The organism is Ralstonia sp. PBBBR1, assembly GCF_002256165.1.
GTDB lineage: Bacteria > Pseudomonadota > Gammaproteobacteria > Burkholderiales > Burkholderiaceae > Ralstonia > Ralstonia thomasii.
In genome coordinates this window covers 216,699-240,159 of sequence record NZ_NKIL01000002.1, presented here as the reverse complement: position 1 = coordinate 240,159, position 23,461 = coordinate 216,699, and the positions used below count along the sequence as shown (strand labels likewise).

Here is a 23,461-nt window from a genome sequence, read left to right as displayed (position 1 = left end):
TGAAACTGATACTAAATCAGTGTTGGACGTGACAATTCGCGCTGCGTAATCTGGTTCCCACGTTGATAGCAGTTCTTCTGATACCTGGAAAACATGATTCGCTCGATCGAGGCAATTCTAGTGGATGTGCCCACCATCCGTCCGCACAAACTGTCCGTCGCCACCATGCACACGCAGACGCTCGTCCTCGTGCGAGTGTGCTGCGAAGACGGCATCGAAGGCTGGGGCGAGGCCACCACTATTGGCGGCCTCAACTACGGCGAAGAGAGCCCCGAGAGCATCAAGGTCAACATCGACACGCACATCGCGCCGCTGCTGATCGGCATGGAGGCGCGCAATGTGGCGGCAGCCATGGCTCGCGTGCGCAAGACCATCCAGGGCAACCGCTTTGCCAAGTGCGCGCTGGAAACAGCGCTGCTGGACGCGCAGGCCCGCCGGCTTGGTGTGCCGCTGTCAGAACTGCTGGGCGGCCGGCTACGCGATGCGCTGCCGGTGGCCTGGACGCTCGCCAGTGGCGACACGAAGAAGGACATTGCCGAGGCAGAAGCGATGCTGGCTGAGCGCCGCCACCGCATCTTCAAGCTGAAGATCGGCTTGCGCCCGGTAGCGGACGATGTGGCCCATGTACTGGCCATCAAACGGGCGCTGGGCGATGCCGTGAGCGTGCGCGTGGACGTCAATCAGGCCTGGAGCGAGCTCGACGCCGCCAATGGCATCGCCGCGTTGCAGGCCGGCGGCATCGACCTGATCGAGCAACCGGTGCGCGCAGAAAACCGCGCCGCGCTGGAGCGCCTCGCCCGCCAGTTCGCCGTGCCGATGATGGCCGATGAGGCACTGCACGGTCCGCTGGATGCCTTCGAACTGGCGTGCAGCGCGAGCGCCGACGTCTTTGCCGTGAAGATCGCGCAGTCCGGCGGGTTGGTTCCGGCCATGCAGGTCGCCGCCATCGCGCAGCTTGCGGGCATCAGCCTCTACGGCGGAACTATGCTGGAAGGGGCAGTCGGCACAGCAGCGTCGGCCCACGTGTTTTCCACCTTTGGCGAGCTGCAGTTCGGCACCGAGCTGTTCGGCCCCTTGTTGCTCACGCAAGAACTGCTGACCGAGCCGCTGCAATACCGCGACTTCATGTTGCAGGTGCCGACCGGCCCCGGCCTGGGCATCGAGATCGATCGCGACAAGCTGGCGCGCCTGCGCCGCCAATAACAACCGCCTTACCAAGACACCGCCAAGGAGACCACGATGCTGTTCCACGTCCGCATGGATGTCCGCCTGCCGGCCGACATGCCCGCCGATGTCGCCAACGAGATCAAGGCGCGCGAAAAGGCCTACTCGCAAGATCTGCAGCGCAGCGGCAAGTGGCGCCACATCTGGCGCTTGGTTGGCGAGTACGCGAACTACAGCGTCTTCGACGTGCAGAGCAATGCTGAACTGCACGACATCCTGACGGCGCTGCCGCTGTTTCCGTACATGGAGATTTCCGTGACACCGCTGTGCCGTCATCCGTCGTCAGTTCACAGCGACGACGCTTGAGACATTCCCTAGAAAACCACGTGGAGACACCCATCATGAACGTGCGCGTATTCCAAACGAAAGAAGTGCAGGACCTGCTGAAGGCCGCTACCAACCTGGATGGCAACGAAGGTAACGCCCGCCTGAAGCAGATCACCCACCGCTTGCTGGCGGACCTGTTCAAGGCCATCGACGATCTCGACATCACGCCAGATGAAGTCTGGGCCGGCATCAATTACCTGAACAAGCTTGGCCAGGACGGAGAGGCTGCATTGCTGGCTGCCGGCGTGGGCCTGGAGAAGTATCTCGACATCCGCATGGACGCCGCTGACGAGGCGCTTGGTCTCAATGGCGGGACGCCGCGCACAATCGAAGGCCCGCTGTACGTGGCGGGCGCAACGGTGCGCGATGGCGTGTCCCGCATCGACGTTGATCCGGACCCCGCCGCAGGCCCGTTGATCATTCACGGCACGGTAACCGGCCAGGACGGCAAGCCGGTCGCCGGCGCCTTGGTCGAGTGCTGGCATGCGAATTCGAACGGCTTCTACTCGCACTTTGACCCGACCGGCGAGCAGAGCCCGTTCAACCTGCGCGGCGCGGTCCGGACCGGTGCCGACGGCAAATACGAATTCCGCACGCTCATGCCCGTGGGCTACGGCTGCCCGCCAGAGGGTGCGACCCAGCAACTGCTGAACGGACTGGCCCGCCATGGCAACCGGCCGGCGCACGTGCACTTCTTCGTCACGAGCGATGGCCACCGCAAGCTGACGACGCAATTCAACATCGAAGGCGACCCGCTGATCTGGGACGACTTTGCCTACGCCACCCGTGAAGAACTGATTCCGCACGTGGTTGAGAAAACCGGCGGTGCCGCATTCGACCTGAAGACCGATGCGTACAAGGACATCGAATTCAACGTCGTGCTGACGCCGCTGGTGCAGGGCAAGGACAACCAGCGCGTGAACCGCCTGCGTGCTTCGGCCGAGGCCTGAGACCCAAGACCTCAACGTGGAGACGACCATGTCCGCCTTGATCGACAAAGCCAACGAACTGGATCACCTGCTCTCAACCGCGGTGGTGGATGACGAAGAGGCGGGCATCTTCCGCTGCCGCCGAGACATCTTCACCAACCCCGATCTGTTCGAACTGGAGATGAAGCACATCTTCGAGAACAACTGGGTGTATCTCGCGCACGAAAGCCAGATTCCGAACAACAACGATTACTACACCACGTGGATCGGTCGCCAGCCGATCGTCATCACCCGCGACAAGACGGGTGAGCTGAACGCGGTCATCAACGCCTGCGCACACAAGGGCGCGATGCTCTGCCGTCGGAAGCACGGCAACAAGGGCAGCTTCACGTGCCCGTTCCACGGCTGGACGTTCTCCAACACCGGCAAGCTGCTCAAGGTGAAGGACGAGAAGACCACCGAGTATCCGGTGCAGTTCAACACGCACGGGTCGCACGATCTGAAAAAGGTCGCGCGGTTCGAGAACTATCGCGGCTTCCTGTTCGGCAGCCTCAACGCCGATGTGCAACCGCTCGAAACCTACCTGGGCGAAGCGCGCGTGATCATCGACCAGATCGTCGACCAAGCGCCCGAAGGCCTGGAATTGCTGCGCGGCAACTCCACGTACGTCTATGACGGCAACTGGAAGATGCAGATGGAGAACGGCTGCGACGGCTACCACGTCAGCACCGTGCACTGGAACTACGCCGCAACGATGGGCCGGCGCAAGGAAGGTGGCACCCAGGCCGTGGATGCGAACAGCTGGAGCAAGTCGGTGGCGGGCGTCTACGGGTTCGAGCATGGCCACATCCTGCTGTGGACCAGGACGATGAACCCGGAAGTGCGGCCCGTCTATGCGCACCGTGACGAAATCAAGGCGCGCGTAGGCGACATCAAAGCGGACTTCATCGTCAACCAGACCCGCAACCTGTGCCTGTATCCGAACGTGTTCCTGATGGATCAGTTCAGCACGCAGATTCGCGTGGTACGCCCGATCAGTGTCGACAAGACCGAGGTCTCGATCTTCTGTTTCGCGCCGAAGGGCGAGAGCGCGACCGACCGCGCAACGCGCATCCGCCAGTACGAGGATTTCTTCAACGTCACCGGCATGGGCACCGCCGACGACCTCGAAGAGTTCCGCGCCTGCCAGAACGGCTATGCCGGCACCACTGCGCTGTGGAACGACCTGTCGCGCGGCGCGCCGCTGTGGGTGCACGGCCCCGACGAGAACGCCACCAAGATGGGCCTGAAGCCGCTTATCTCGGGTGAACGCAGTGAAGACGAGGGGCTGTTCGTCTGCCAGCACGAATATTGGGTACAAGTCATGCGCGAGGCTCTGAAGAAAGAAAGCGAAGGAGTGGCGGCATGAGCTCCAATTACCACAACATCTGCGCGGCTCTGTACCGTGAAGCGCGGCTGCTCGACGACCGCCAGTGGGACGCTTGGCTGGAGTGCTACGCGGAAGACGTCACCTACTGGATGCCGGCATGGGATGACGATGACCAACTGACCGACGACCCGCAAAGCCAGATCTCGCTGATGTACTACGCCAATCGCTGCGGGCTGGAGGATCGCGTCTTCCGCATCAAGACTGAGCGCAGCGGCGCGTCCACGCCGGAACCGCGAACCAGCCACACCGTCACCAACGTGGAAGTCCTGGCCGAACGCGGCGATGAAGTCGACGTGCGCTACAACTTTCACACACTCAGCCACCGATACAAAACCACCGATCACTTCTTCGGCACGATGTTCGTCACCCTGCGCCGCGCCGGCGAAGGTTTCCTGATCGCATCCAAGAAGATCGTCCTGAAGAACGACTACATCCGGCAGGTGCTCGACGTCTATCACGTCTGACGAGCACACCCGTATCCAAGGCAGTGAGGTATTCCATGTCCAGTTTCACAGTCGCATTGAACTTCGAAGACGGCGTGACCCGCTTCATCGATTGCAAAGCGGGGGAGAAGGTGCTCGATGCCGCCTTCCGCGCCAAGATCAACCTGCCCATGGATTGCTCCGATGGCGTCTGCGGGACCTGCAAGTGCCGCGCCGAGAGCGGAACCTACGACCTTGGCGACGATTACATTGAAGACGCCCTGACCGAAGACGAGAAGAACACCGGCCTTGTGCTGACGTGCCAGATGGTGCCGCAAAGCGATTGCGTGATCGCGGTGCCGACCTCGTCGACCGCCTGCAAAACGGGGCAGAGCACGTTCGGCGCAACGGTGTCGAACGTCGAGTTGCACAACGATGCCGCCGTGGTGCTCGAGCTGGACGTGGATGCCACGGCGCCGGTGTTCCTGCCCGGCCAGTACGTCAACATCGGTGTGCCGGGAAGCGGCCAGCACCGCTCGTATTCGTTCTCCTCAGCGCCCGGTGAAACGAAGATCAGCTTTCTGATCAAGAAGATTCCCGGCGGCGTGATGAGCACCTGGCTCGAAGCCGCAAAGCCGGGCGACAAGCTCGATCTGCAGGGGCCGCTGGGCAGCTTCTACCTGCGTGATGTGCAGCGGCCGCTGTTGTTCCTGGCCGGCGGCACCGGCCTTGCGCCGTTCCTGTCGATGCTCGAAGTGCTGGCGCGCAGCAACTCGCAGCAGCACGTGCATCTGATCTACGGCGTGACCCGTGATCTCGACCTGGTACAGGTCGACGCGATCGATGCCTATGTGACGCGGTTGCCGAACTTCAGCTACGCCACCGTCGTCGCCGACGCCGCGTCGAATCATCCGCGCAAGGGTTGGGTGACGCAGCACATTCCGGCCAACGCGCTGAACGATGGCGACGTTGATGTCTACCTGTGCGGGCCGCCGCCGATGGTAGACGCCGTGCGCAAGTACTTTGACGACCAAGGCGTGAAACCCAAGAGCTTCCACTACGAGAAGTTCACGCCCAATGCAGTACCGGAGGCGAAGGCGGCATGAGCACGCAACGATTTTCAGGCAAGGCCGTCGTGGTGACGGGCGCAGCGCAGGGCATCGGCCGTGGCGTGGCAGTGGCTGCGGCAGAAGAGGGGGCGCACGTGCTGCTGGTGGACCGCGCCGAACTCGTCCACGAAGTGCAGGCCGAGATTGCGGCAGCGGGCGGCCACGCCCACGCCACCACGGCTGATCTCGAAACCTACGCCGGTGCCCAGCATGCCGTGCAGACTGCGCTTGGCGCGTTCGGCCGCATCGACGTGCTCATCAACAACGTCGGCGGCACCATCTGGGCCAAGCCGTATCAGCACTATGAAGAGGCGCAGATCGAGGCGGAGATCCGCCGTTCACTGTTTCCGACGCTGTGGTGCTGCCGCGCGGTGCTGCCGCACATGGTCGAGCGCAAGCAGGGCGTGATCGTGAACGTGTCGTCCATCGCTACACGCGGCATCTACCGGATTCCGTACTCGGCGGCCAAGGGCGGCGTCAATGCGCTCACCGCGAGTCTGGCGTTGGAACATGCGGACGACAACATTCGCGTCAACGCCGTCGCCACGGGCGGCACGGAGGCACCGCCGCGCAAGATCCCGCGCAACGCGGCGCCCATGTCGGAGCAGGAAACCGTCTGGTACCAGGGCATCGTCGACCAGACCCTCGCCAGCAGCCTGATGCACCGCTACGGCACGATCGACGAGCAGGTGCGGGCGATCCTGTTCCTCGCGTCAGATGAGGCCTCGTACATCACCGGGACGGTACTGCCCGTCGGCGGCGGAGACCTGGGTTGAAGGTTTGAAGCGCCAACAGAGCGCGCCATCAGTCGAAGAAGCCAACCCAGCATAAGAAAGGCGCTCACGCCTTCAAAAAAAACCCCAAAGGAGACCACCCATGCGTCAGATTGACCTGCACGCAGTGGCCGACCACGCCCGGTTCGGCCGCTTCCATGCCATCACACTGTTCTGGTGCGCGCTCATCATCATCTTTGACGGCTACGACCTTGCCATCGCGGGCATTGCACTGCCGTCCATCATGAAGGACATGGGCGTCACGCCCACCAGCGCCGGCTTCATGGTCAGCGCGGCACTGTTCGGCATGATGTTCGGCGCGATCTTTCTGGGCACGATTGCGGATCGTATCGGCCGCCGCTGGGCGATTGCCGTGTGCATCGTGCTGTTCAGCGTCTTTACGGCGGCAGCGGGTTTCTCCACGGACCCAGTCACCTTCAGCGTGACGCGTTTCCTGGCGGGCCTCGGTATCGGCGGTGTGATGCCGAACGTCGTGGCGCAGATGACGGAGTACTCGCCGCGCCGGGCGCGCAGCACCCTCGTCACGCTCATGTTCAGCGGCTATTCAGTGGGCGGCATGCTGGCGGCGCTGCTGGGCAAGGGTCTGCTGGAACACTACGGCTGGCAATCGGTGTTCATCGCGGCTGTGTTGCCCGTGCTGCTGGTGCCGGCGATCCTGCGCTGGATGCCGGAATCGATGCCGTTCCTGCTGCGCACCGGCAAGCTCGATGCGGTGCGTGACATCGTGCGCCGGCTCAACCCAAACGATGCGCCTCAGCCAGGCGACACCTTCATCCTGCCCGAAGCCGATCGCGGCAACGAAGCGCCGCTGGGCAGGCTGTTCCAGGACGGACGCGGCTTCAGCACGGCGATGTTCTGGATTGCCTTCTTCATGTGCCTGTTCATGGTTTACGCGCTCAGCTCGTGGCTTACCAAGCTGATGGCGTCGGCGGGCTACAGCCTGGGTTCGGCGCTCACCTTTGTGCTGGTGCTGAACTTCGGAGCCATGCTCGGCGCCATCGGCGGCGGCTGGCTGGCTGATCGCTTCAACATCAAATACGTGCTGATGGCCATGTATGCGCTGGCGGCGGTGTCGATCGCATTGCTCGGCATCAAGACTTCAACCGAGGCGCTGTACGTGCTGGTGGCCGTGGCCGGCGGCTGCACCATCGGCACGCAGATCGTGACGTACGCCTATGCCGGGCAGTTCTATCCGATGAGCATCCGCTCCACGGGCATCGGCTGGGCATCGGGCGTCGGGCGCAGCGGGGCCATCCTCGCTCCCATCGTCATCGGCATGCTGGTGGGGATGGCGCTACCGCTGCACCACAACTTCTTCGCCATGGCTGTGCCGGCGGTGATTGCGACGATTGCCGTGGCGTTCATCAACCACCAGCGGTCGGCCTCGGTCATCGCGCGCTGATCTGCCACCAGCGATGCATCCATCGAGCACGCAAACGGCCTCGCGCGGGGCGCTGTCCGATTGGTCCCTCTCGGCCGTCGCGGCGGGGTTCCTGGCCGTGCTGATTTCGTATGCGGGGCCGCTGGTCATCTTCTTCCAGGCGGCGCAGGCCGCGCATGTGCCGGATGCGATGGTGGCGTCGTGGGTCTGGGCGATCTCCATTGGCGCGGCGGTGTCCGGCATCTACGCGAGCTGGCGGTGGAAAGCCCCGGTGGTAACGGCGTGGTCGGCGCCGGGGACGGCGTTGCTGGTATCGCTGTTCCCGGGGCTGTCGCTCAATGAAGCGGTGGGGGCGTACATCACGGCGGCCGTCGTCATTCTGTTGATCGGCGTGTCGGGCACGTTCGACCGGCTCATGCGGCTGATTCCCAAGGGCATCGCCGCGGGCATGATGGCGGGCATCCTGTTCCAGTTCGGTACCCACGCGTTTGCCGCGGCTTCTGCCATGCCGGTGCTGGCGTTTTCCATGATCGCCATCTACGTGGTGGGCCGGCGCTGGTGGCCGCGCTACTGCATCGTCGTGGTATTGCTGGCCGGGATTGCGCTGGCAATGCCCCTGGGGCTGACGCATTTTGACGGTGTCACGCTGGAATTCACCCATCCGGTCTTCATCGCCCCACACTGGGCCCTGAGTTCGACGCTGAGCCTGGCCATCCCGCTCGTCGTCGTCAGCCTCACGGGGCAGTTTTTGCCCGGCATGGCGGTGCTGCGCGGCTCCGGGTACGACATCCCGGCCAAGCCGATCATGACGGCCACCAGCGTGGCATCGATCAGCGTGGCGTTTTTCGGCGGCATCACCATCGTGATCGCCGCGATCACTGCCGCGTTGTGCACTGGCAAGGATGCACATGACGACCCGTCCAGGCGCTACGTGGCCGGTATCGCCAACGGAGTGTTCTACCTGATTGGCGGCACGTTTGCGGGTGCCATCGTGATGCTGTTTGCGGCGCTGCCCAAGCCGTTCGTGGCCATCCTGGCCGGGCTGGCGCTGATTGGCGCTATCGCCTCGAACGTGATGGGGGCGATCGAAGATGGCGAGCACCGGGAGGCGTCGATCATCACCTTCCTGGCGACGGCGTCCGGGTTGACGCTGTTCGGGTTGGGCTCGGCATTCTGGGGAATTGTGATCGGCTCGGCGGCGGCGCTTGTCTTGAGGCCGGCGCAGCGATAGCGCGCTCCAAAACAAAAACGGCGCCAATGCGCCGTTTTGTCATGTGTGCCGTGATGGCGTACCTGTCTTAGCCCAGGTACGAGCCCGACTTGCCAACCACTTCAGCGTACACCAGGTTGTTATCCCAACCTTTGCGGAAATAGTTGAACACTGCGCGCAGCAGCGACGGGCGACGAGTGGCTTGGGCTTGGCCGGCGAACTTGGGGGTGTAATAGGTTTGCTGGATCATGATGTTTTCTCTCAGTGCGTTATCTAGGGTTTTCCCGAGTATAGGGTTATCCCTAGGACGGAGCAATGAAGCAAGCCGTACTTTCAGTACATTCTGAATATCACACGCGGCTGATATGGCGCCACAGCAAGGCCGGGCGGGAAAAGGCGCCTCATAAGCCACAAAAATCGCGCCTCGCAAAAATTTTTTCCCTGCGAGATCGAAGCAGGACACGGCACATCTGCGGATAAAGCGCTCATCATCGTGCATTGGCAATGATTTCGCCGACAAAAAGCGTCGATCTGTCCGCTTGTCGTTTGATCCGCAAGGCACCTACCATACGCCGCCATGTGCCGGTTCCGCTTTGCAGCATGATGCGGGCCGGTGTTGTTGACTGGAGGTTCGTATGGCGTATCCCCCCATTCCTGTGCCGGCTGCCGGCGCGCAAGGTGCCTGCTCGGCCAACACGGCGTGGCAGGCGCGCAGCCGCGCGGCCGTCTGGCATCCGTGCACGCAGAACGCACGGCTCGATGCCATGCCGCCGCTGCCGATCGCGCGCGGCCAGGGCCCGTGGCTGATCGACTTTGACGGCAAGCGCTACCTGGACGGCACCAGCTCGTGGTGGGTCAACCTGTTCGGCCACGCCAATCCGCATATCAACGCTGCGCTCAAGACGCAGCTCGATTCGCTGGAGCACGTCATGCTGGCGGGCGCCACACATCGCCCGGCTGTGGAGTTGGCCGAGCGCCTGATCGATCTGACGGGCGGCGTGCTGGGCCACAGCTTCTTCGGCTCAGACGGCGCCTCTGCCGTGGAAATTGCGCTCAAGATGAGCTTCCACGCGCATCGGAATGCAGGGCGGGGCGCCCGCAATCGCTTTATCTGCCTGGAACACGGCTACCACGGTGAAACGCTCGGCGCGCTGGGCGTGACCGATGTTGCGGTCTTCCGCGATGCGTATGACCCGCTCATCCTGCAGTCGCACCGCGTGCCATCGCCCGACGCACGTCTGGTCGGCCCCGGCGAAACCGCCGCTGATGTGGCCGACCGCGCCTTGGCCGCACTGCGCGATTGCCTCGTCGCCAACGCGGGCACCATCGCCGCCGTCATCATCGAGCCGCTGGTGCAGTGCGCGGCCGGCATGGCCATGCACGACGTGAGCTATCTGCGCGGCGTGCGTGCCCTGTGCGACGAGTTTGGCGTGCATTGGATTGCAGACGAAATTGCCGTTGGCTGCGGCCGCACCGGTACATTCTTCGCATGCGAGCAGGCTGGCGTGTGGCCGGACCTGCTTTGCCTGTCCAAGGGCATCAGCGGGGGGTATCTGCCGCTGTCGATCGTGCTCTCGCGCGATGTCATCTACAACGCGTTCAACGACGATGCGCCGGTACGCAGCTTCCTGCATTCGCATTCGTATACCGGCAACCCGCTGGCGTGCCGCGCGGCACTGGCCACGCTCGATCTGTTTGCTGAAGAAGACGTCTTTGCGCGCAATCGCGTAACCGCGGCACGCATCGCTCAGGGCCTGGCGCCACTGTCGCACGATGCGCGTTTTGCCCATCTGCGCCAGACCGGGATGATCACCGCGTTCGACGTGCACCCGGACGTGGCCGGTGCACGCTTTGCCGAGCGCTTTGCGCTCACGGCGCGCACGCACGGGCTGCTGCTGCGCCCGATCGGCAACACCGTCTATCTGCTGCCGCCATATGTGCTGAGCGATGAAGAGACCGACACGCTGGTCGAACGCACGCTGCAGACGCTTGAAGACACGCTGGCCCAAGCCACGGGCGAAACAGAGGGACACACCTATGCGATTGCTTGACGACCTGCAGGCGGGCCTAGCTGCTATCGACGCCGCGCACCTGCGCCGCGTGCGCCGCACCGCGTACAGCCCGACCGACCGCAGCCAGCGCATCAGCGTGCCCGGTGAAGCGCCGCGCGACATTCTCGGCTTTTGCGGCAACGATTATCTCGGCCTGGCAGCGCATCCGGCCTTGGCCGAGGCGATGACGCAGGGCACACAGCAATATGGCTTCGGCAGCGGCGCATCGCACCTGGTCAGCGGCCATTCGATTGCGCACGCGCGGCTGGAAGCACGCATGGCTGCGCTGCAAAGCGAACACATTCCCGAGGCGGATGCGCTGTTCTTCTGCACGGGCTACATGGCCAATCTGGCCGTGGTGAGTGCCATGGCGCAGGCTGGCGGCATCCGGCAGGCGGAGGAATGCACGATCTTTTCCGATGCGCTGAACCACGCTTCGCTCATCGACGGTGCGCGGTTGTCGCGGGCGCCGATCAAGGTCTATCCGCACGTCGACCTCGCTGCGCTGGAAGCGCTTCTGGCCGCGAGCACCAGTCGCAACAAGCTGATCGTCACGGATGGCGTGTTCAGCATGGATGGCGACATCGCACCGCTGCCCGAACTGCTTGCGCTGGCCGAACGCTACGACGCCTGGCTGATCGTGGACGACGCCCATGGCCTGGGCGTGCTGGGCGAGAACGGTGCGGGTGTGCTGTCTCATTTCGGGCTGCACTCACAGCGCATCATCTATGTCGGCACGTTCGGCAAGGCTGCCGGCGGCTCGGGCGCGGCCATCGTCGGACATCGGCTGGTGATTGACTGGCTGGTGCAGCGCGCACGCACGTACATCTTCACAACGGCCACGCCGCCGGGCATTGCGTCTGCCGTGGAAGCAGCGCTGGACCTGATTGCAGGCGAAGAGGGTGCTGAACGTCGTGCCCGCCTCGACCGCCACATCGCCGTGTGGAGTTCCCACGCGCAGCGATTGGCTGCACGTTTCGGCTGGCAGTGGATGCCATCGCCCACGGCCATCCAGCCGATCGTGATTGGCGAGAACGCACCCGCTTTGGCGCTGGCCGCCGCGCTCGAACACGAAGGCATCCGCATCGCCGCGATTCGCCCGCCGACGGTGCCTGCAGGAACGGCACGCTTGCGCATCACGCTGTCAGCGGCACATACCGATGCAGACATCGAACGGCTTGCGCAGGCGCTGGAAGCGGCCGGCCAATCGCTGCAGCCGGCCAAGGCAGCCTGATATGCCCGCACGCTTCGATTGCTTTGTCACCGGCACCGATACGGAGATCGGCAAGACGCTCGTCAGCGCGGCATTGCTGACCCGGCTCGCCGACGCCGGCTACCGTGCCGCGGGCCTCAAGCCGATTGCGGCAGGCACGCTGGCGGGCGCGCCCACGCGCACCAACGAAGACGTCGAGCAACTGCGCGCCGCCGCGTCAGTCAATCTGCCGCTCGACACCGTTTGCCCATGGTTGCTCGACGCGCCGATGTCTCCGCATTTGGCTGCCGCGCGCGAAGGCGTGACGATCACGCTGCCGCCGATTCTCGATGCGTTTGCACACGCCAGATCGTTGGCGGATGCCGTTGTGGTGGAGGGCGTTGGTGGTTTTCGCGTGCCGCTGTCGGACGACTTTGATACGGCTGAGATGGCCGTGGCGTTGGGCTTGCCGGTGGTGCTGGTTGTCGGGTTGCGCCTAGGCTGCCTGAATCACGCCGCCCTTACTGCCGAGGCGATTGCCGCGCGCGGGCTGCATCTGGCCGGCTGGGTCGGCAACGTGGTCGACCCGTCCATGGCGGGGCTTGACGACAATGTCGCCACGCTGCGCCGCTGGATCAACGCACCGCATCTGGGCACGATTCCGCGATTGACGCACGCCGATGCGCGGCTGGCCGCGGCCCACGCCGACATCGCGCCGCTACTCGCGCGCACTGCTGAAACGCGGCGGTAAACTACGCGCTTCACTCAGTGCAACAGGGACCATTGTGATGCGGGCGATGCGTTGGCTGGCGGTAGCGATTGTCGTGGCGGCGACGGCAGGATGTGCAGCATTGGAGTCCCCCGTCACCAAGGGGCAGCGGCTGGTGGGTGCGGACGAGCCCGCCGTGCAGGCGCAATTCGGGCCGCCGCGCGAAACCTATCCGCTCGATGGCGGCACCCGCTGGCTCTATCCGACCAAACCGTACGGGCAGTTCACCTACGCGGCCGACTTTGATGCCGGCGGCAAGCTCGTCGCCTTCAAGCAAGTCCTGAGCAGCCTCGAGTTTGCCCAGGCCAAGATCGGCGTCTGGACCCGCGATGACGTGCTGCGGCATTTCGGTCAGCCGGTCGAAACCGCGTATTTCCCACGCATGGACCGGCTGGTCTGGTCGTACCGCTTCAAGGCAGACGACGTCTGGCCGTCGCTGATGCATTTCTACTTCGACTCCGCCGGCGTCCTGCAACTCACGCAGATTACGCCCGACCCGCTCTACGATCCCGACCGCCCGCGACTGTTCCGCCGATAGTGGGCCGACAGTTGAGGTAGCGCAATCCGATTGTGCGCTCAGGGTTCCTCCTGCATTGCGCGCATTGCGCGGCGACCTAAGCTAGAGGGCAGGGGAGGCAGACGCCGCCGGCGCTTGCCGAAAGCAACCGTCATCAGAACGGACGCGCATTGTTGGGGGTGCATCATGCTGACGCATCGCTGGGTCGACATCGACCCGATCGCAGCGGGCCAACATCCGCTGTACGGCATTGCCGGATGGCTGCCGTGGGTGCTGGCCATCGCCATCGCGGGGCCAACGTGGGTGTTCTGGCAGGGGCTGTCGATGGATGCGCTGCAACTGGCAGGCGCCGATCTATTTAATGCCAACGCGCCTGGCAGCGGGGCGATCAACCTGACTACGCTGCTTTATCTGATTTCCTGCGTGACGGTCCTGGTGCTGGCCACCACGCACGACAGCGCGTTCCGGCCGGCCATGCTTGTGCACATGGCGCTGCTGCCGCCGCTGATCGGACTGATGCTCATGGCCGGCGGCGTTCCAGGGGCGCGTTCAACTCTCATCGACGGCGTTGCCGTTGCGGTGGCACTGACGCTGACGTGCGGCGTCTACGTGCAGGTCTCGCGGCGCGTGCGCATCACCTTCGAATTTCGCGACCGGGCGCCGGGCGAGCATGCCTGGTTCAAGCGCCAGAAACGGGCCGCGCCGGGTTGATGGCCGTTGCGCGCCGCCCAAGCACCGCTGCGGCCGCGCCAATACGTAAAACGGGCCCGAAGGCCCGCTCGCAAGGAGACGGTTTCCGCCAGCATTCAGTCCATCAGCGCGAAGCGCGGCACTTGCCGGCCGTCGACTTCAACCATCTCGTGGAACATCGTCGATGGCCGTGTCCAAATCGTGCCGTTGGCGGCGCGATAGACCGTCATCCTGATGGCGGGATCCGGCTCGTATGTGGCCTCGCACAGCCATTCGTATTCGCCGCCCTTGTAGTGACGGTAGCGGCGCGTTGGCGTGTTCTGCATGGCGGCTTCAGTGTTGGGTGGGCTTGTCTTCTTCGTCGACGTAGGGCACGTGCTTGCCCTCTTGCGTCTGCGCGCCGAGCTTGGCGTCTTCCATGGCGTCCTTGTACGCCAGCATGGCGGCGGCCACGGCTTCGGGCTCGCCGTTGAACGAGATCACGCTCTCGCCGCAGTTCGGACATTCGCCGCCGAAAATGGCGTGGATGCCGGGCATGTCGCGCGGCTCCATGCCTTCAAATTCGGTAAAGGCAGTCTGACAGGCACCGCAGACCAGCTTTTCAGGACGCAGCGCGTCCAGCCGGGCGTGCGCCTGAGAAATGCGGTCGGCCTGAGAGCCGCGTCGTTTGGCTTCGCCCATGGTGTCCTCCTGTATTCAAATGATCACAGGCGGGATCATACCGAACGGCACGGAACCCATGACGACCGGCCCGTCAAGAAACTCAAGCCGGTGCTTTCGACAGGGCGTGCTGCCGGGCCGTCTCAACATAGTCGGGCGTGGGGTGCAGATCGTGGGTGCGTCCGGCCTTGGCGACCTGACCGTTGGTGTCATGACCGATGAGGCCCGGCAACAGTCGCGAAGCCTCCAGCAGGGCGCCAAGGTCGGTGCCAGTGTCGTAGTTCAGGAGTTCAAGCATGTGCACCATGTCTTCGGTGCAGACGTTGCCCGAGGCACCGGGCGCGTAGGGGCAGCCTCCCAGGCCGCCGAGCGCGCCATCGAAGCGATCGACTCCCGCCTGCAGCGCGGCCAGCACGTTGGCAAGTGCCATGCCGCGCGTGTTGTGCAAGTGCACGGTCAGCGTGGTCTGGGGGAACCGCAGCCGGAATGCACTGCACAGCGCGAACACCTGGCTGGGCCAGGCCATGCCGGTGGTGTCGCACAGCGTGATGCCGCCGATGCCCGCTTCGACGGCCCGTGCCGCCCAGGTCAGCACGGTGTCAGTGGGGATCTGGCCTTCCATCGGACAGCCGAACGCGCATGAGAGCGAAAGGTTGAGCGACGTGCGGCTCGAACGGACTGCCGCCGCGACCTGCGCAGCCTGCTGGAACGACTGCCCCGGCGTCATGCGCAGGTTGGCAAGGTTGTGCGTTTCGCTTACCGACATCACGAGGTTCAACTCGTCGACATCGCAGTCCACCGCACGTTCGGCGCCTCGCATATTCGGCACGAGCGCGGCGTAAGTGACGCCGGGCACGCGCGCGATACCGCGCATCACGTCTTCCGCGTCGGCCAGCGTCGGGATGGCCTTGGGCGAGGTGAACGAGGTGACTTCGATCTTGCTCAGCCCGCATTGGCTCAGCCGGTCGACAAGCGCGATCTTGTCTTGGGTCGGAACCATGCGCGGTTCAATCTGAAAGCCGTCGCGCGTGGCGACTTCCTGGATGAACACCCTTTTCCCTTGACCGTTGAGTACCACTGCGTTCCCCGTGCTGGACATGCTGGAACTGCAGTGTGTTGCGCAGGCAGCCAGCGCGCAATTGAAGAATCAGGACGTGAGCCTTCTCCGAACCAGATGGCTCGCGCTAGTTTTCTGCGCTGGCCTGGGATACCAGATGGTCGATCAGCAGCCGGGCCGGCACCGGCAGCGCCGCGTAGCCCCGCGTGATGACGGACAGTGGGCGCTGTGCCCACGTCTCATCCAGCTCGACCATGCGCAGGGTGCTGTTGCGCAGATAGGGCTTGACACTGGCCTTGGGCAGCAGGCCGATGCCAAGGCCCGCCGCCACCATGTTGCGCAGCCCCTCGAAGCTGGTCACCTGGATGCGGATCTTGTGCTGCTTGCCGGCCTGCTCGGCGCTCTGCGCGCAGAGCGTGGAGATTGACGCGCCCAGCGGCATGCTCACGTAGTCATAGTCCAGGGTATCGGCAAAGCGCAGGTGGCGCGCCGCGCCGATCGGGTGGTCGTGCGGCACGATCAGCACGAGCCTATCGACGTGATACGGCCGTACTTCCAGCCCCGGTGCAGCTTCCGGCTGGCTGCAGATGCCGATGTCAGCGGTACCCGCTTCGACCGAGCGCAGGACTTGGCTGCTGCTTTTCTCCATCAGGTCGATCTTCACGTCGGGGTTGATCGACAGGAACGAGGACAGGTCGCCCGGCAGGTACTGGACCATGGTCGAAAAGTTGACGTGCATGCGCACGTGCCCCCGCACGCCCTGGGCGTACTCGCTCATTTCCGACGAGATTTCCTGCATCTGATCGATCAGGCGCTTGGCCCGGTAGTACAACGCCGAGCCCGCCGGGGTGGGCTCCACGCCACGGCTGTGCCGATAGAGCAGGGCGGTGCCGGCGTCGCTTTCCAGCTCCGCAATGCGTCGGCTGATGGCCGAAGGCACGATGTGCTGCCGCTCGGAAGCCGCCGCCAGGCTGCCTTCCTCGATTACCGAGACCAATACCTGCAGCGATTCCAGATCGAAACGCATGGTCGTCCATTCCCCCTTCGTGTTGAAGCCTTCTCCTTTGGAGATGGCTCGCTTGATTATTTAGCGTTTTTTGGTCTGGCGAGAAGTGTCCATGATGCATTCATCGAGCGCGGCAATGTTGTGCGCTGCACGATATGGAGTTAAGAGGAGACAACATGGCACAGCCAGATCAACCCTTGCCGCTGCAAGGCATCAAGGTGATCGAGTTGGGGTCGCTGATCGCCGGCCCTTATGCCGGCACGCTGCTGGCCCAGTTCGGCGCCGAGGTCATCAAGATCGAGACCCCGGTCAACGGCGACCCGCTGCGCAAATGGCGCAAGCTGCACGATGGCACATCCCTGTGGTGGTATTCGCAGAGCCGGAACAAGAAATCGGTCACGCTCAACCTCAAGTCGGAACGCGCGCAGCAGATCGTCCGCGATCTGGTGAAAGATGCCGACGTCGTGATCGAGAACTTCCGCCCGGGTCTGATGGAAAGCTGGGGACTGGGCTGGGAGCAACTCTCGGCCATCAACCCGAAGCTGGTGATGGTGCGCATTTCGGGTTACGGGCAGAGCGGCCCGTACCGCGAGCGGCCCGGATTTGCCGCGATTGCCGAGTCGATGGGTGGCCTGCGCTACCTGTCTGGCTACGCCGATCGGCCTCCGGTACGCGTGGGCGTGAGCCTGGGCGATTCGCTGGCGTCCCTCTACGGCGTGATTGGCGCGCTGCTGGCCATGCATCACGTCAAGGCCAATCGCGGCACCGGGCAGTTCATCGACGTGGCGCTGTACGAAGCGGTGTTCGGGATCATGGAAAGCCTGATCCCCGAGTATGCGATGTTCGAGCACGTGCGCGAGCGCACCGGTTCAAGCCTGCCGGGCATTTCGCCCTCCAACACCTACCTGTGTGCCGACGGCAACTACGTGATCATCGCGGGCAACGGCGACGGCATCTTCAAGCGCCTGATGCAGGCCATCGGCCTGCCGGAGTTTGCGGAGGACGCGCGCTTTGCCGATAACGCCAAGCGCGTGCAGCACAACGATCTGCTCGACGGGGTGATCGGCGAATGGACCGCGCGTCATCCGATCGACGCTGTGCTGCAGGTGCTGGAGCAAGCCGATGTGCCGAGCGGGCGCATCTATACCGCCGCCGACATCGCACGCGATCCGCAATATGCGGCGCGTGGCATGATCGAGCGCCACACCTTGCCCGATGGCCAGCCTATCGACTTGCCGGGCATCGTGCCCAAGCTGTCCGCCACGCCGGGCAGCACGCGCTGGGTCGGCCCCGAGCTGGGTGAGCACACCGACGAGGTGCTGCACGCGCTCGGACTCGACGCTGCCGCGCTCGACAGCCTGCGCGCCGAAGGCATCATCTGACAGCGGGATCGCACATGACACCTCAGACCTTGTTCGCAAAGCTGTGGCAACGCCACGCCGTGCGTGATACCGACGATGGCCACACGCTGCTTTACATCGACCTGCATCTGGTCAATGAAGTGACCAGCCCGCAGGCGTTCGAAGGACTGCGCATCAGCCGGTTGCACCCGTGGCGGCCCGCCTCAGTGCTGGCCACCGAAGACCATAACGTGCCGACCGCCAACCGCGCCGCCGGCATTACCGATGACATCGCGCGGCGTCAGGTCGAGGCGCTGCGCAGCAACTGCGCGCGCTTCGGCATTACCGAATACCCGATGCAGGACGCGCGTCAGGGCATCCTGCACGTGATCGGGCCGGAGCAGGGGGCCACGCTGCCAGGCATGACGATCGTCTGCGGCGATTCGCATACCACCACGCACGGCGCATTCGCCACGCTGGCATTCGGTATCGGGACGTCCGAAATCGAACACGTGCTGGCCACGCAATGCCTGATCGTCAAAAAGATGAAGACGATGCGCGTGCTGGTGGAGGGCGACCTGTCGCCCGGCGTGACTTCCAAGGACGTGGCGCTTGCGCTGATCGGCCGTATCGGCACCGCGGGCGCCACCGGGTATGCCATCGAATTTGCCGGCTCGGCCATCTCTGCGATGAGCATGGATGCACGCATGACCCTGTGCAACATGGTCATCGAAGCCGGAGCACGCTGCGGCATGGTCGCCGTGGATGACAAAACCATCAACTACGTTCGCGGGCGGGCGCGTGCGCCGCAGGGCGCGCAATGGGACGCCGCGCAGGCGTACTGGCGCACGCTGCGCAGCGATGAAGGGGCGCAGTTCGATCGGACTATCGCACTCGACGCGACCACGATTCGCCCACACGTCACCTGGGGCACCTCGCCCGAGATGGTGGTCACCATCGACGGCCGTGTGCCCGACCCGGCCGAGGAAAGCGACCCCATCAAGCGGCAAGGCATCACCCGGGCGCTTACCTACATGGGACTCGAGCCGGGCACGCCGCTGCGCGACATCGCACTCGACAAGATTTTCATCGGCTCGTGCACGAATGCACGTATCGAAGATCTGCGTGCCGCGGCGCGTGTGGTGGCCGGCAAGCACGTTGCGGCCAACATCGTGCAGGCGCTTGTGGTGCCGGGCTCCGGACTGGTCAAACGCCAGGCCGAGGCCGAAGGGCTCGACCGCATCTTCGTCGATGCCGGTTTTGAATGGCGCGACCCGGGGTGTTCGATGTGCCTGGGCATGAACGACGACCGCCTGCAGCCGGGCGAGCGCTGCGCATCAACGTCCAATCGCAATTTTGAAGGGCGGCAGGGCGCTGGCGGGCGCACCCATCTGGTCAGCCCGCCAATGGCGGCTGCCGCAGCAATCGCGGGGCATTTCGTTGCCGTCGGCGAACTTGGCGCCGATGTTTTGGGGAGGAACAACGATGCAGGCTTTTGATTCGATTGACGGACTGGTGGTGCCGCTTGACCGCGCCAATATCGACACCGACGCCATCCTGCCAAAGCAATACCTGAAGATGATCGGCAAGACCGGTTTTGGGCCTTACCTGTTCGACGAGTGGCGCTATCAGGACCGCGGTGAACCGGAGCAGGATTGCTCGACGCGCCCGCGCGTGCCGGATTTTCCGCTCAATCAGGCCCGCTATGAGGGCGCGCAGATCCTGCTGGCGCGCGAGAACTTCGGTTGCGGCTCCAGCCGCGAGCATGCGCCGTGGGCGCTCCGGGATTGGGGCATCCGCGCGCTCATCGCCCCGAGCTTTGCCGAGATATTCCATGGCAATTGCTTCAAGAACGGGCTGCTGCCGATCGTGCTGGACACCGACGTGGTAGACCGCCTGTTCGGGGCCGTCGCACGCACGCCCGGCTATCGGCTGCAGGTCGACCTGGCGGGGCAGTCGGTAACGACGCCGGACGGCAACGTGTACCGCTTCGACATCGACCCGTTCCGAAAAGACTGCCTGCTGCGCGGGCTCGATGAAATCGGCCTGACGCTGCAGCACCGCAGCGCCATCGCCGCATTCGAGCAGGCGCGCCGCACCGCGGAACCCTGGCTATTCAACTCACCAGCATAAGCCGGCACAACACACAAAAAGCAGCCGCATATCCCTATCTTCCAAAGGAGACAACGATGGAAACCCAACAGGCGGTCGCTGCCGGCAAGCCCTGGCATGCAGACCTGACCCCCACGCACTGGCGCGTGCTGACCGGCAGCTTTCTGGGCTGGATTTTCGACGGCTACGAAGCCTTCGCGCTCGTCGTCGTGCTATTCCCGATGCTGCATTCGCTGCTCACACCCGCACAGCTGGCGACGCCGGCCCTCTACGCCGGCATCGTCATCGGCGTGACTCTGCTCGGCTGGGGGATCGGCGGCCTGGTGGGCGGCGTGATGGCGGACTATGTCGGGCGCAAGCGGATGATGCTGTGGTCGATCTTTCTGTACGCGCTGTTCTCGGGCCTGACCACGTTCTCGCAGACGTTCGTGCAGTTGTGCGCGCTGCGCTTCATCACCGGCCTGGCGATGGGCAGCGAATGGAGCACGGGCATCTCCCTGCTTGCCGAAACCTGGCCGGAAAAGGCGCGCGCCAAGGGCGCCGGCTTCCTGCAATCCGGTTTTGGCTGGGGCACGCTGATTGCTGCGCTGATCTGGTTTGGTCTGTCGTCGTCGCTCCCGATGGGCCAGGAAACCTGGCGGCTGATGTTTGCCCTCGGCGCACTGCCCGCGTTCTTCGTGCTGTACATCCGCCGCGGTGTCGAGGAGTCGGAAAAATGGAAGCAGGCCGTGCGTGAAAAGCGCTGGAGCGCCACCGGCGCGGCAGGCAAGGGCGGCAGCGACAAGCGGCCCTTCACGCTGTCCCAGTTGTTCCGCGAACCGGAGGCTCGTCGCCGTACGTTCGTCACGCTGCTGCTTTCGGTGGTCACCACCGTCGGCTGGTGGGCGATCTCGAGCTGGCTGCCGACCTTCACCATCGGACTCGCCAAGGAACAAGGCCTGGCCAACCCGGCCGGCTGGGGCTCGAAGATCACGATTCTCTACACGGTTGGCGCCATTGTTGCCTACATGGCCGCCGGCTTCATCATTGACGCCATTGGCCGCCGCCGCTTCCTGTTCCTGACGTTCCTGGGCTCACTGGCGACGACCTACGTGACCTACGCGATGACGACCTCGGTTGAATCGATGTCCGTCGTCGCGCCCGTCAACGGCTTCTTCACGCTGGGCTGCGCCTATGTGTGGATGGCGATCTATCCGGCAGAGCTGTTCAGCTCGACCGTACGCTCGACCGCGTGCAGTTTCGTCTTCAATGCTGCGCGCCTGATCGCCTGGGTGTTCCCGATCATCGCCGGCTCGTTGATCCACTCGTTCGGTGGCGTCGCCAATGCGGCACTGGCGCTTGGCTCTGTCTACGTCCTCGGGCTTGTATTGCCGTGGTTCCTGCCGGAAACGCAGGGGGAAGGTCTACCACACTAAGCGCCCATCCCTACGGCACTTTGGCTGCGCGGCGATATCGCCGCGCTTTTTTTTGAGAAGAGAAGGGGATTGAGCCCGCTGCCGACACGCACTGAGGCTCAGGGATGTGCCGGGGTGCCGAGCGACGCTGCCGTGCTTCGACGTGCCATCTGCGTCGTCAAACGCTGCGGCCGCGTACCGGCGTCATTCGTCCATCAGCCGAACCCTGACCTTCTTGCCCTTCAACGTGTCGGCGTTGAGCTTGCGCAGCGCGTCGAGCCGTGCGAGCAGGGCCAGCGCAAACGCAGCGGTTTTGCCGCTGCCCGTTTTTGCCTGCGCGATCAGATCGTGGTCGGCAGGGGCGATCGGCAGGCTTGCGGCCTGAATATAACTGCGCGCGCCGCATAGCGCACAGCGGAACAGCGGCCTTTGGCCCTCATCCTTGATGACGACGTCGGACAGCTCCCACTGCGTGCCGCAGCTCTGGTTTTTGCTCGTGTCTTTTATTTAACATAATGCAAATTATGAGAAATATAGACGCATGCGCTGAGTGGTGCGGGACATCGTCCGGCCAGCCTCGCAGCGCGCATCTCGCCATTCTCGCCAATTCACTCGGCCATCGCCGGCACCACCTCGACGCGCTTCGGCACGCCCGTCACGATCGTCGCGACGGCAGTGGCCAGCACCACGGCGGCGCCAATGAACACACCAGCTGCGCCGTTCGCGTCGAACACCAAGCCACCGGCTGCCGCGCCGGTGGCGATCGCGAGCTGTACGGCTGCAACAATCAGGCCACCCGCGCTTTCGGCTTCATCGGGCACGGTGCGCGTCACCCATGTCGACCACGCCACCGGCACGCCGCCAAACGCCATGCCCCACAGCGCGATCAGCACAGCGTCGATGACCGGCGCGCGGCCCAGCGCCACGAGCGCGACGCCCAGCACCACCATCAGCGCCGGCATTGCGATCAGCATTGGGCGCAGCCGGTGTTCCAGCACACGGCCTGCGAGCGATGTGCCGACGAAGTTGGCAATGCCGTAGCCCAACAGGATGGCCGACAGCCCGTTTACGCCAACGCCTGCAACCTGCTCCAGGAACGGCCGCAGGTACGTGAAGAACGCAAAGTGCCCGGTGAACACCAGGATCGTCGCGAACATCCCGATGCCCACGCTCGGACGGCGCAGCACGTCGATCAGCGTGCGCAGGCGCGTTGTGCCACTTGGCGCCATCGACGGCAGCGTCGAGACCTGCGACACAAACGCCATCACCCCCAGTCCCGCTGCGGCCAGGAACACATTGCGCCAGCCGATCAGGTGGCCGAAGTAGCTGCCCAGCGGCGCGGCGGCAATCGTGGCGACGGCCACGCCGCTGAAGATGATCGATAGCGCCCGCGGCACCAACGCCGGTGGCACGAGCCGCATTGCGGTGGCGGTCGCCATGGTCCAGAAGCCGCCCAGTGCAATGCCAAGCACAACGCGGCCGATCAGGATCGTCGTGAGGCTGGTTGCAAACGCCACCGCAAGATTGGATGCCACAAGCAGCACCGAGAATGCGAGCAGCACGCGCCGCCGGTCGATGGACCGCGTGACAGCGGCGGTCAACAAGCTGGTGACCAGCGCAACCGTTGCCGTGGCCGTGACGGCCTGCCCTGCCACGCCTTCGGTCACGCCCAGGCTTTCCGCCATGGGCGTCAGCAGGCTTGCAGGCAGGAATTCGGCCGTGACCAGCCCGAACACGCCCAGTGCCATTGCAAAGACAGCACCCCAGGCCGGTTCACGCGGAGCCGCAATTGACGCGGCAGTGGAGATTCCGGGATTCATGCGTCGTTCCGTCGAAAACATCAGGGAA

Annotated in this window: 24 protein-coding genes and 1 pseudogene; 18 read left to right on the top strand and 7 right to left on the bottom strand. The window is 64.2% G+C overall.

Features of this window, described 5'->3' with window-relative positions; genetic code table 11:
• Positions 1 to 93 precede the first annotated feature (93 nt).
• The 9 genes from CFE42_RS01140 (at position 94) to CFE42_RS01100 (ending at position 8,846) form a co-directional block, all read left to right on the top strand.
• The gene (locus CFE42_RS01140) at positions 94 to 1,203 is read left to right on the top strand and encodes a muconate/chloromuconate family cycloisomerase (protein WP_004626829.1); all 1,110 of its coding nucleotides are present in this window, start codon (positions 94 to 96) and stop codon (positions 1,201 to 1,203) included.
• Positions 1,204 to 1,239: 36 nt separating this feature from the next.
• Positions 1,240 to 1,530, top strand: coding sequence for a muconolactone Delta-isomerase (gene catC / locus CFE42_RS01135; RefSeq protein WP_004626833.1), 291 nt, complete (start codon positions 1,240 to 1,242; stop codon positions 1,528 to 1,530).
• A gap of 35 nt (positions 1,531 to 1,565) precedes the next feature.
• Positions 1,566 to 2,501, top strand: coding sequence for a catechol 1,2-dioxygenase (catA, locus tag CFE42_RS01130; RefSeq protein WP_004626834.1), 936 nt, complete (start codon positions 1,566 to 1,568; stop codon positions 2,499 to 2,501).
• Positions 2,502 to 2,529: 28 nt separating this feature from the next.
• Positions 2,530 to 3,888 carry a Rieske 2Fe-2S domain-containing protein gene (locus tag CFE42_RS01125; RefSeq protein ID WP_004626836.1) on the top strand — a complete coding sequence of 453 codons (1,359 nt, stop codon included), beginning with the start codon at positions 2,530 to 2,532 and terminating at the stop codon, positions 3,886 to 3,888.
• Positions 3,885 to 4,373: a benzoate 1,2-dioxygenase small subunit gene (benB, locus tag CFE42_RS01120; RefSeq protein ID WP_004626838.1), complete on the top strand. Its 489-nt coding sequence runs from the start codon at positions 3,885 to 3,887 to the stop codon at positions 4,371 to 4,373. Before CFE42_RS01125 ends, benB begins: the two co-directional genes overlap by 4 nt.
• Before the next feature lie 35 nt (positions 4,374 to 4,408).
• Entirely contained in the window at positions 4,409 to 5,437 is a 1,029-nt protein-coding gene (benC, locus tag CFE42_RS01115; protein WP_004626840.1) for a benzoate 1,2-dioxygenase electron transfer component BenC, read from the top strand.
• A complete protein-coding gene (locus tag CFE42_RS01110) occupies positions 5,434 to 6,216 on the top strand; it encodes a 1,6-dihydroxycyclohexa-2,4-diene-1-carboxylate dehydrogenase (protein WP_004626842.1) in 783 nt (260 codons plus the stop codon). The genes benC and CFE42_RS01110 overlap by 4 nt, the downstream gene beginning before the upstream one ends.
• Before the next feature lie 100 nt (positions 6,217 to 6,316).
• Positions 6,317 to 7,636, top strand: a complete 1,320-nt coding sequence (locus CFE42_RS01105; RefSeq protein WP_004626844.1) for an MFS transporter — start codon at positions 6,317 to 6,319, stop codon at positions 7,634 to 7,636.
• 13 nt (positions 7,637 to 7,649) lie between these two features.
• The gene (locus tag CFE42_RS01100) at positions 7,650 to 8,846 is read left to right on the top strand and encodes a benzoate/H(+) symporter BenE family transporter (protein WP_004626846.1); all 1,197 of its coding nucleotides are present in this window, start codon (positions 7,650 to 7,652) and stop codon (positions 8,844 to 8,846) included.
• Positions 8,847 to 8,913: 67 nt separating this feature from the next.
• On the opposite strand, the gene CFE42_RS01095 is transcribed toward CFE42_RS01100, so the two are convergent.
• Positions 8,914 to 9,075, bottom strand: coding sequence for a hypothetical protein (locus CFE42_RS01095; RefSeq protein ID WP_004626847.1), 162 nt, complete (start codon positions 9,073 to 9,075; stop codon positions 8,914 to 8,916).
• A 385-nt stretch (positions 9,076 to 9,460) separates the two neighbouring features.
• Here CFE42_RS01095 and bioA point away from each other — a divergent pair, with 385 nt between their 5' ends.
• The 5 genes from bioA to CFE42_RS01070 all read left to right on the top strand — a co-directional run bounded on the left by bioA (position 9,461) and on the right by CFE42_RS01070 (position 14,065).
• Entirely contained in the window at positions 9,461 to 10,876 is a 1,416-nt protein-coding gene (gene bioA, locus CFE42_RS01090; protein ID WP_004626848.1) for an adenosylmethionine--8-amino-7-oxononanoate transaminase, read from the top strand.
• Positions 10,863 to 12,110, top strand: coding sequence for an 8-amino-7-oxononanoate synthase (gene bioF, locus CFE42_RS01085; RefSeq protein WP_004626849.1), 1,248 nt, complete (start codon positions 10,863 to 10,865; stop codon positions 12,108 to 12,110). The genes bioA and bioF overlap by 14 nt, the downstream gene beginning before the upstream one ends.
• 1 nt (position 12,111) lies before the next feature.
• Positions 12,112 to 12,819 (top strand): dethiobiotin synthase, encoded by a 708-nt coding sequence (gene bioD / locus CFE42_RS01080; protein ID WP_004626850.1) that lies wholly within the window; start codon positions 12,112 to 12,114, stop codon positions 12,817 to 12,819.
• A 37-nt stretch (positions 12,820 to 12,856) separates the two neighbouring features.
• Complete coding sequence (locus CFE42_RS01075; protein WP_004626851.1) at positions 12,857 to 13,375, top strand: hypothetical protein; 519 nt, start codon at positions 12,857 to 12,859, stop codon at positions 13,373 to 13,375.
• Between the two features lie 165 nt (positions 13,376 to 13,540).
• Positions 13,541 to 14,065 carry a hypothetical protein gene (locus CFE42_RS01070; RefSeq protein WP_004626852.1) on the top strand — a complete coding sequence of 175 codons (525 nt, stop codon included), beginning with the start codon at positions 13,541 to 13,543 and terminating at the stop codon, positions 14,063 to 14,065.
• 95 nt (positions 14,066 to 14,160) lie between these two features.
• Here the strand turns inward: CFE42_RS01070 and CFE42_RS01065 are convergent, their stop codons facing one another.
• The 4 genes from CFE42_RS01065 to CFE42_RS01050 all read right to left on the bottom strand — a co-directional run bounded on the left by CFE42_RS01065 (position 14,161) and on the right by CFE42_RS01050 (position 16,788).
• Entirely contained in the window at positions 14,161 to 14,370 is a 210-nt protein-coding gene (locus CFE42_RS01065; protein WP_004626853.1) for a DUF1653 domain-containing protein, read from the bottom strand.
• 7 nt (positions 14,371 to 14,377) lie between these two features.
• The gene (locus tag CFE42_RS01060) at positions 14,378 to 14,725 is read right to left on the bottom strand and encodes a hypothetical protein (protein ID WP_004626854.1); all 348 of its coding nucleotides are present in this window, start codon (positions 14,723 to 14,725) and stop codon (positions 14,378 to 14,380) included.
• 82 nt (positions 14,726 to 14,807) lie between these two features.
• Positions 14,808 to 15,803, bottom strand: a complete 996-nt coding sequence (locus CFE42_RS01055; RefSeq protein ID WP_004626855.1) for a hydroxymethylglutaryl-CoA lyase — start codon at positions 15,801 to 15,803, stop codon at positions 14,808 to 14,810.
• A gap of 85 nt (positions 15,804 to 15,888) precedes the next feature.
• Positions 15,889 to 16,788: a LysR family transcriptional regulator gene (locus tag CFE42_RS01050; protein ID WP_004626856.1), complete on the bottom strand. Its 900-nt coding sequence runs from the start codon at positions 16,786 to 16,788 to the stop codon at positions 15,889 to 15,891.
• Between the two features lie 155 nt (positions 16,789 to 16,943).
• Between CFE42_RS01050 and CFE42_RS01045 the strand changes: the two genes are divergently transcribed.
• Genes CFE42_RS01045 through CFE42_RS01030 form a run of 4 tightly spaced genes read left to right on the top strand, consistent with a single transcriptional unit; the run spans position 16,944 to position 21,634 of the window.
• The gene (locus CFE42_RS01045) at positions 16,944 to 18,149 is read left to right on the top strand and encodes a CaiB/BaiF CoA-transferase family protein (protein WP_004626857.1); all 1,206 of its coding nucleotides are present in this window, start codon (positions 16,944 to 16,946) and stop codon (positions 18,147 to 18,149) included.
• 14 nt (positions 18,150 to 18,163) lie between these two features.
• A complete protein-coding gene (gene leuC / locus CFE42_RS01040) occupies positions 18,164 to 19,606 on the top strand; it encodes a 3-isopropylmalate dehydratase large subunit (protein ID WP_004626858.1) in 1,443 nt (480 codons plus the stop codon).
• Entirely contained in the window at positions 19,593 to 20,240 is a 648-nt protein-coding gene (leuD, locus tag CFE42_RS01035; RefSeq protein WP_004626859.1) for a 3-isopropylmalate dehydratase small subunit, read from the top strand. The genes leuC and leuD overlap by 14 nt, the downstream gene beginning before the upstream one ends.
• A gap of 56 nt (positions 20,241 to 20,296) precedes the next feature.
• The gene (locus tag CFE42_RS01030; RefSeq protein ID WP_004626860.1) at positions 20,297 to 21,634 is read left to right on the top strand and encodes an MFS transporter; all 1,338 of its coding nucleotides are present in this window, start codon (positions 20,297 to 20,299) and stop codon (positions 21,632 to 21,634) included.
• Positions 21,635 to 21,883: 249 nt separating this feature from the next.
• On the opposite strand, the pseudogene CFE42_RS01025 reads toward CFE42_RS01030, so the two are convergent.
• A pseudogene (locus tag CFE42_RS01025) lies at positions 21,884 to 22,006 on the bottom strand (DEAD/DEAH box helicase); the annotation flags it as partial.
• Positions 22,007 to 22,221: 215 nt separating this feature from the next.
• Positions 22,222 to 23,433: an MFS transporter gene (locus CFE42_RS01020; protein WP_004626861.1), complete on the bottom strand. Its 1,212-nt coding sequence runs from the start codon at positions 23,431 to 23,433 to the stop codon at positions 22,222 to 22,224.
• Positions 23,434 to 23,461 lie beyond the last annotated feature (28 nt).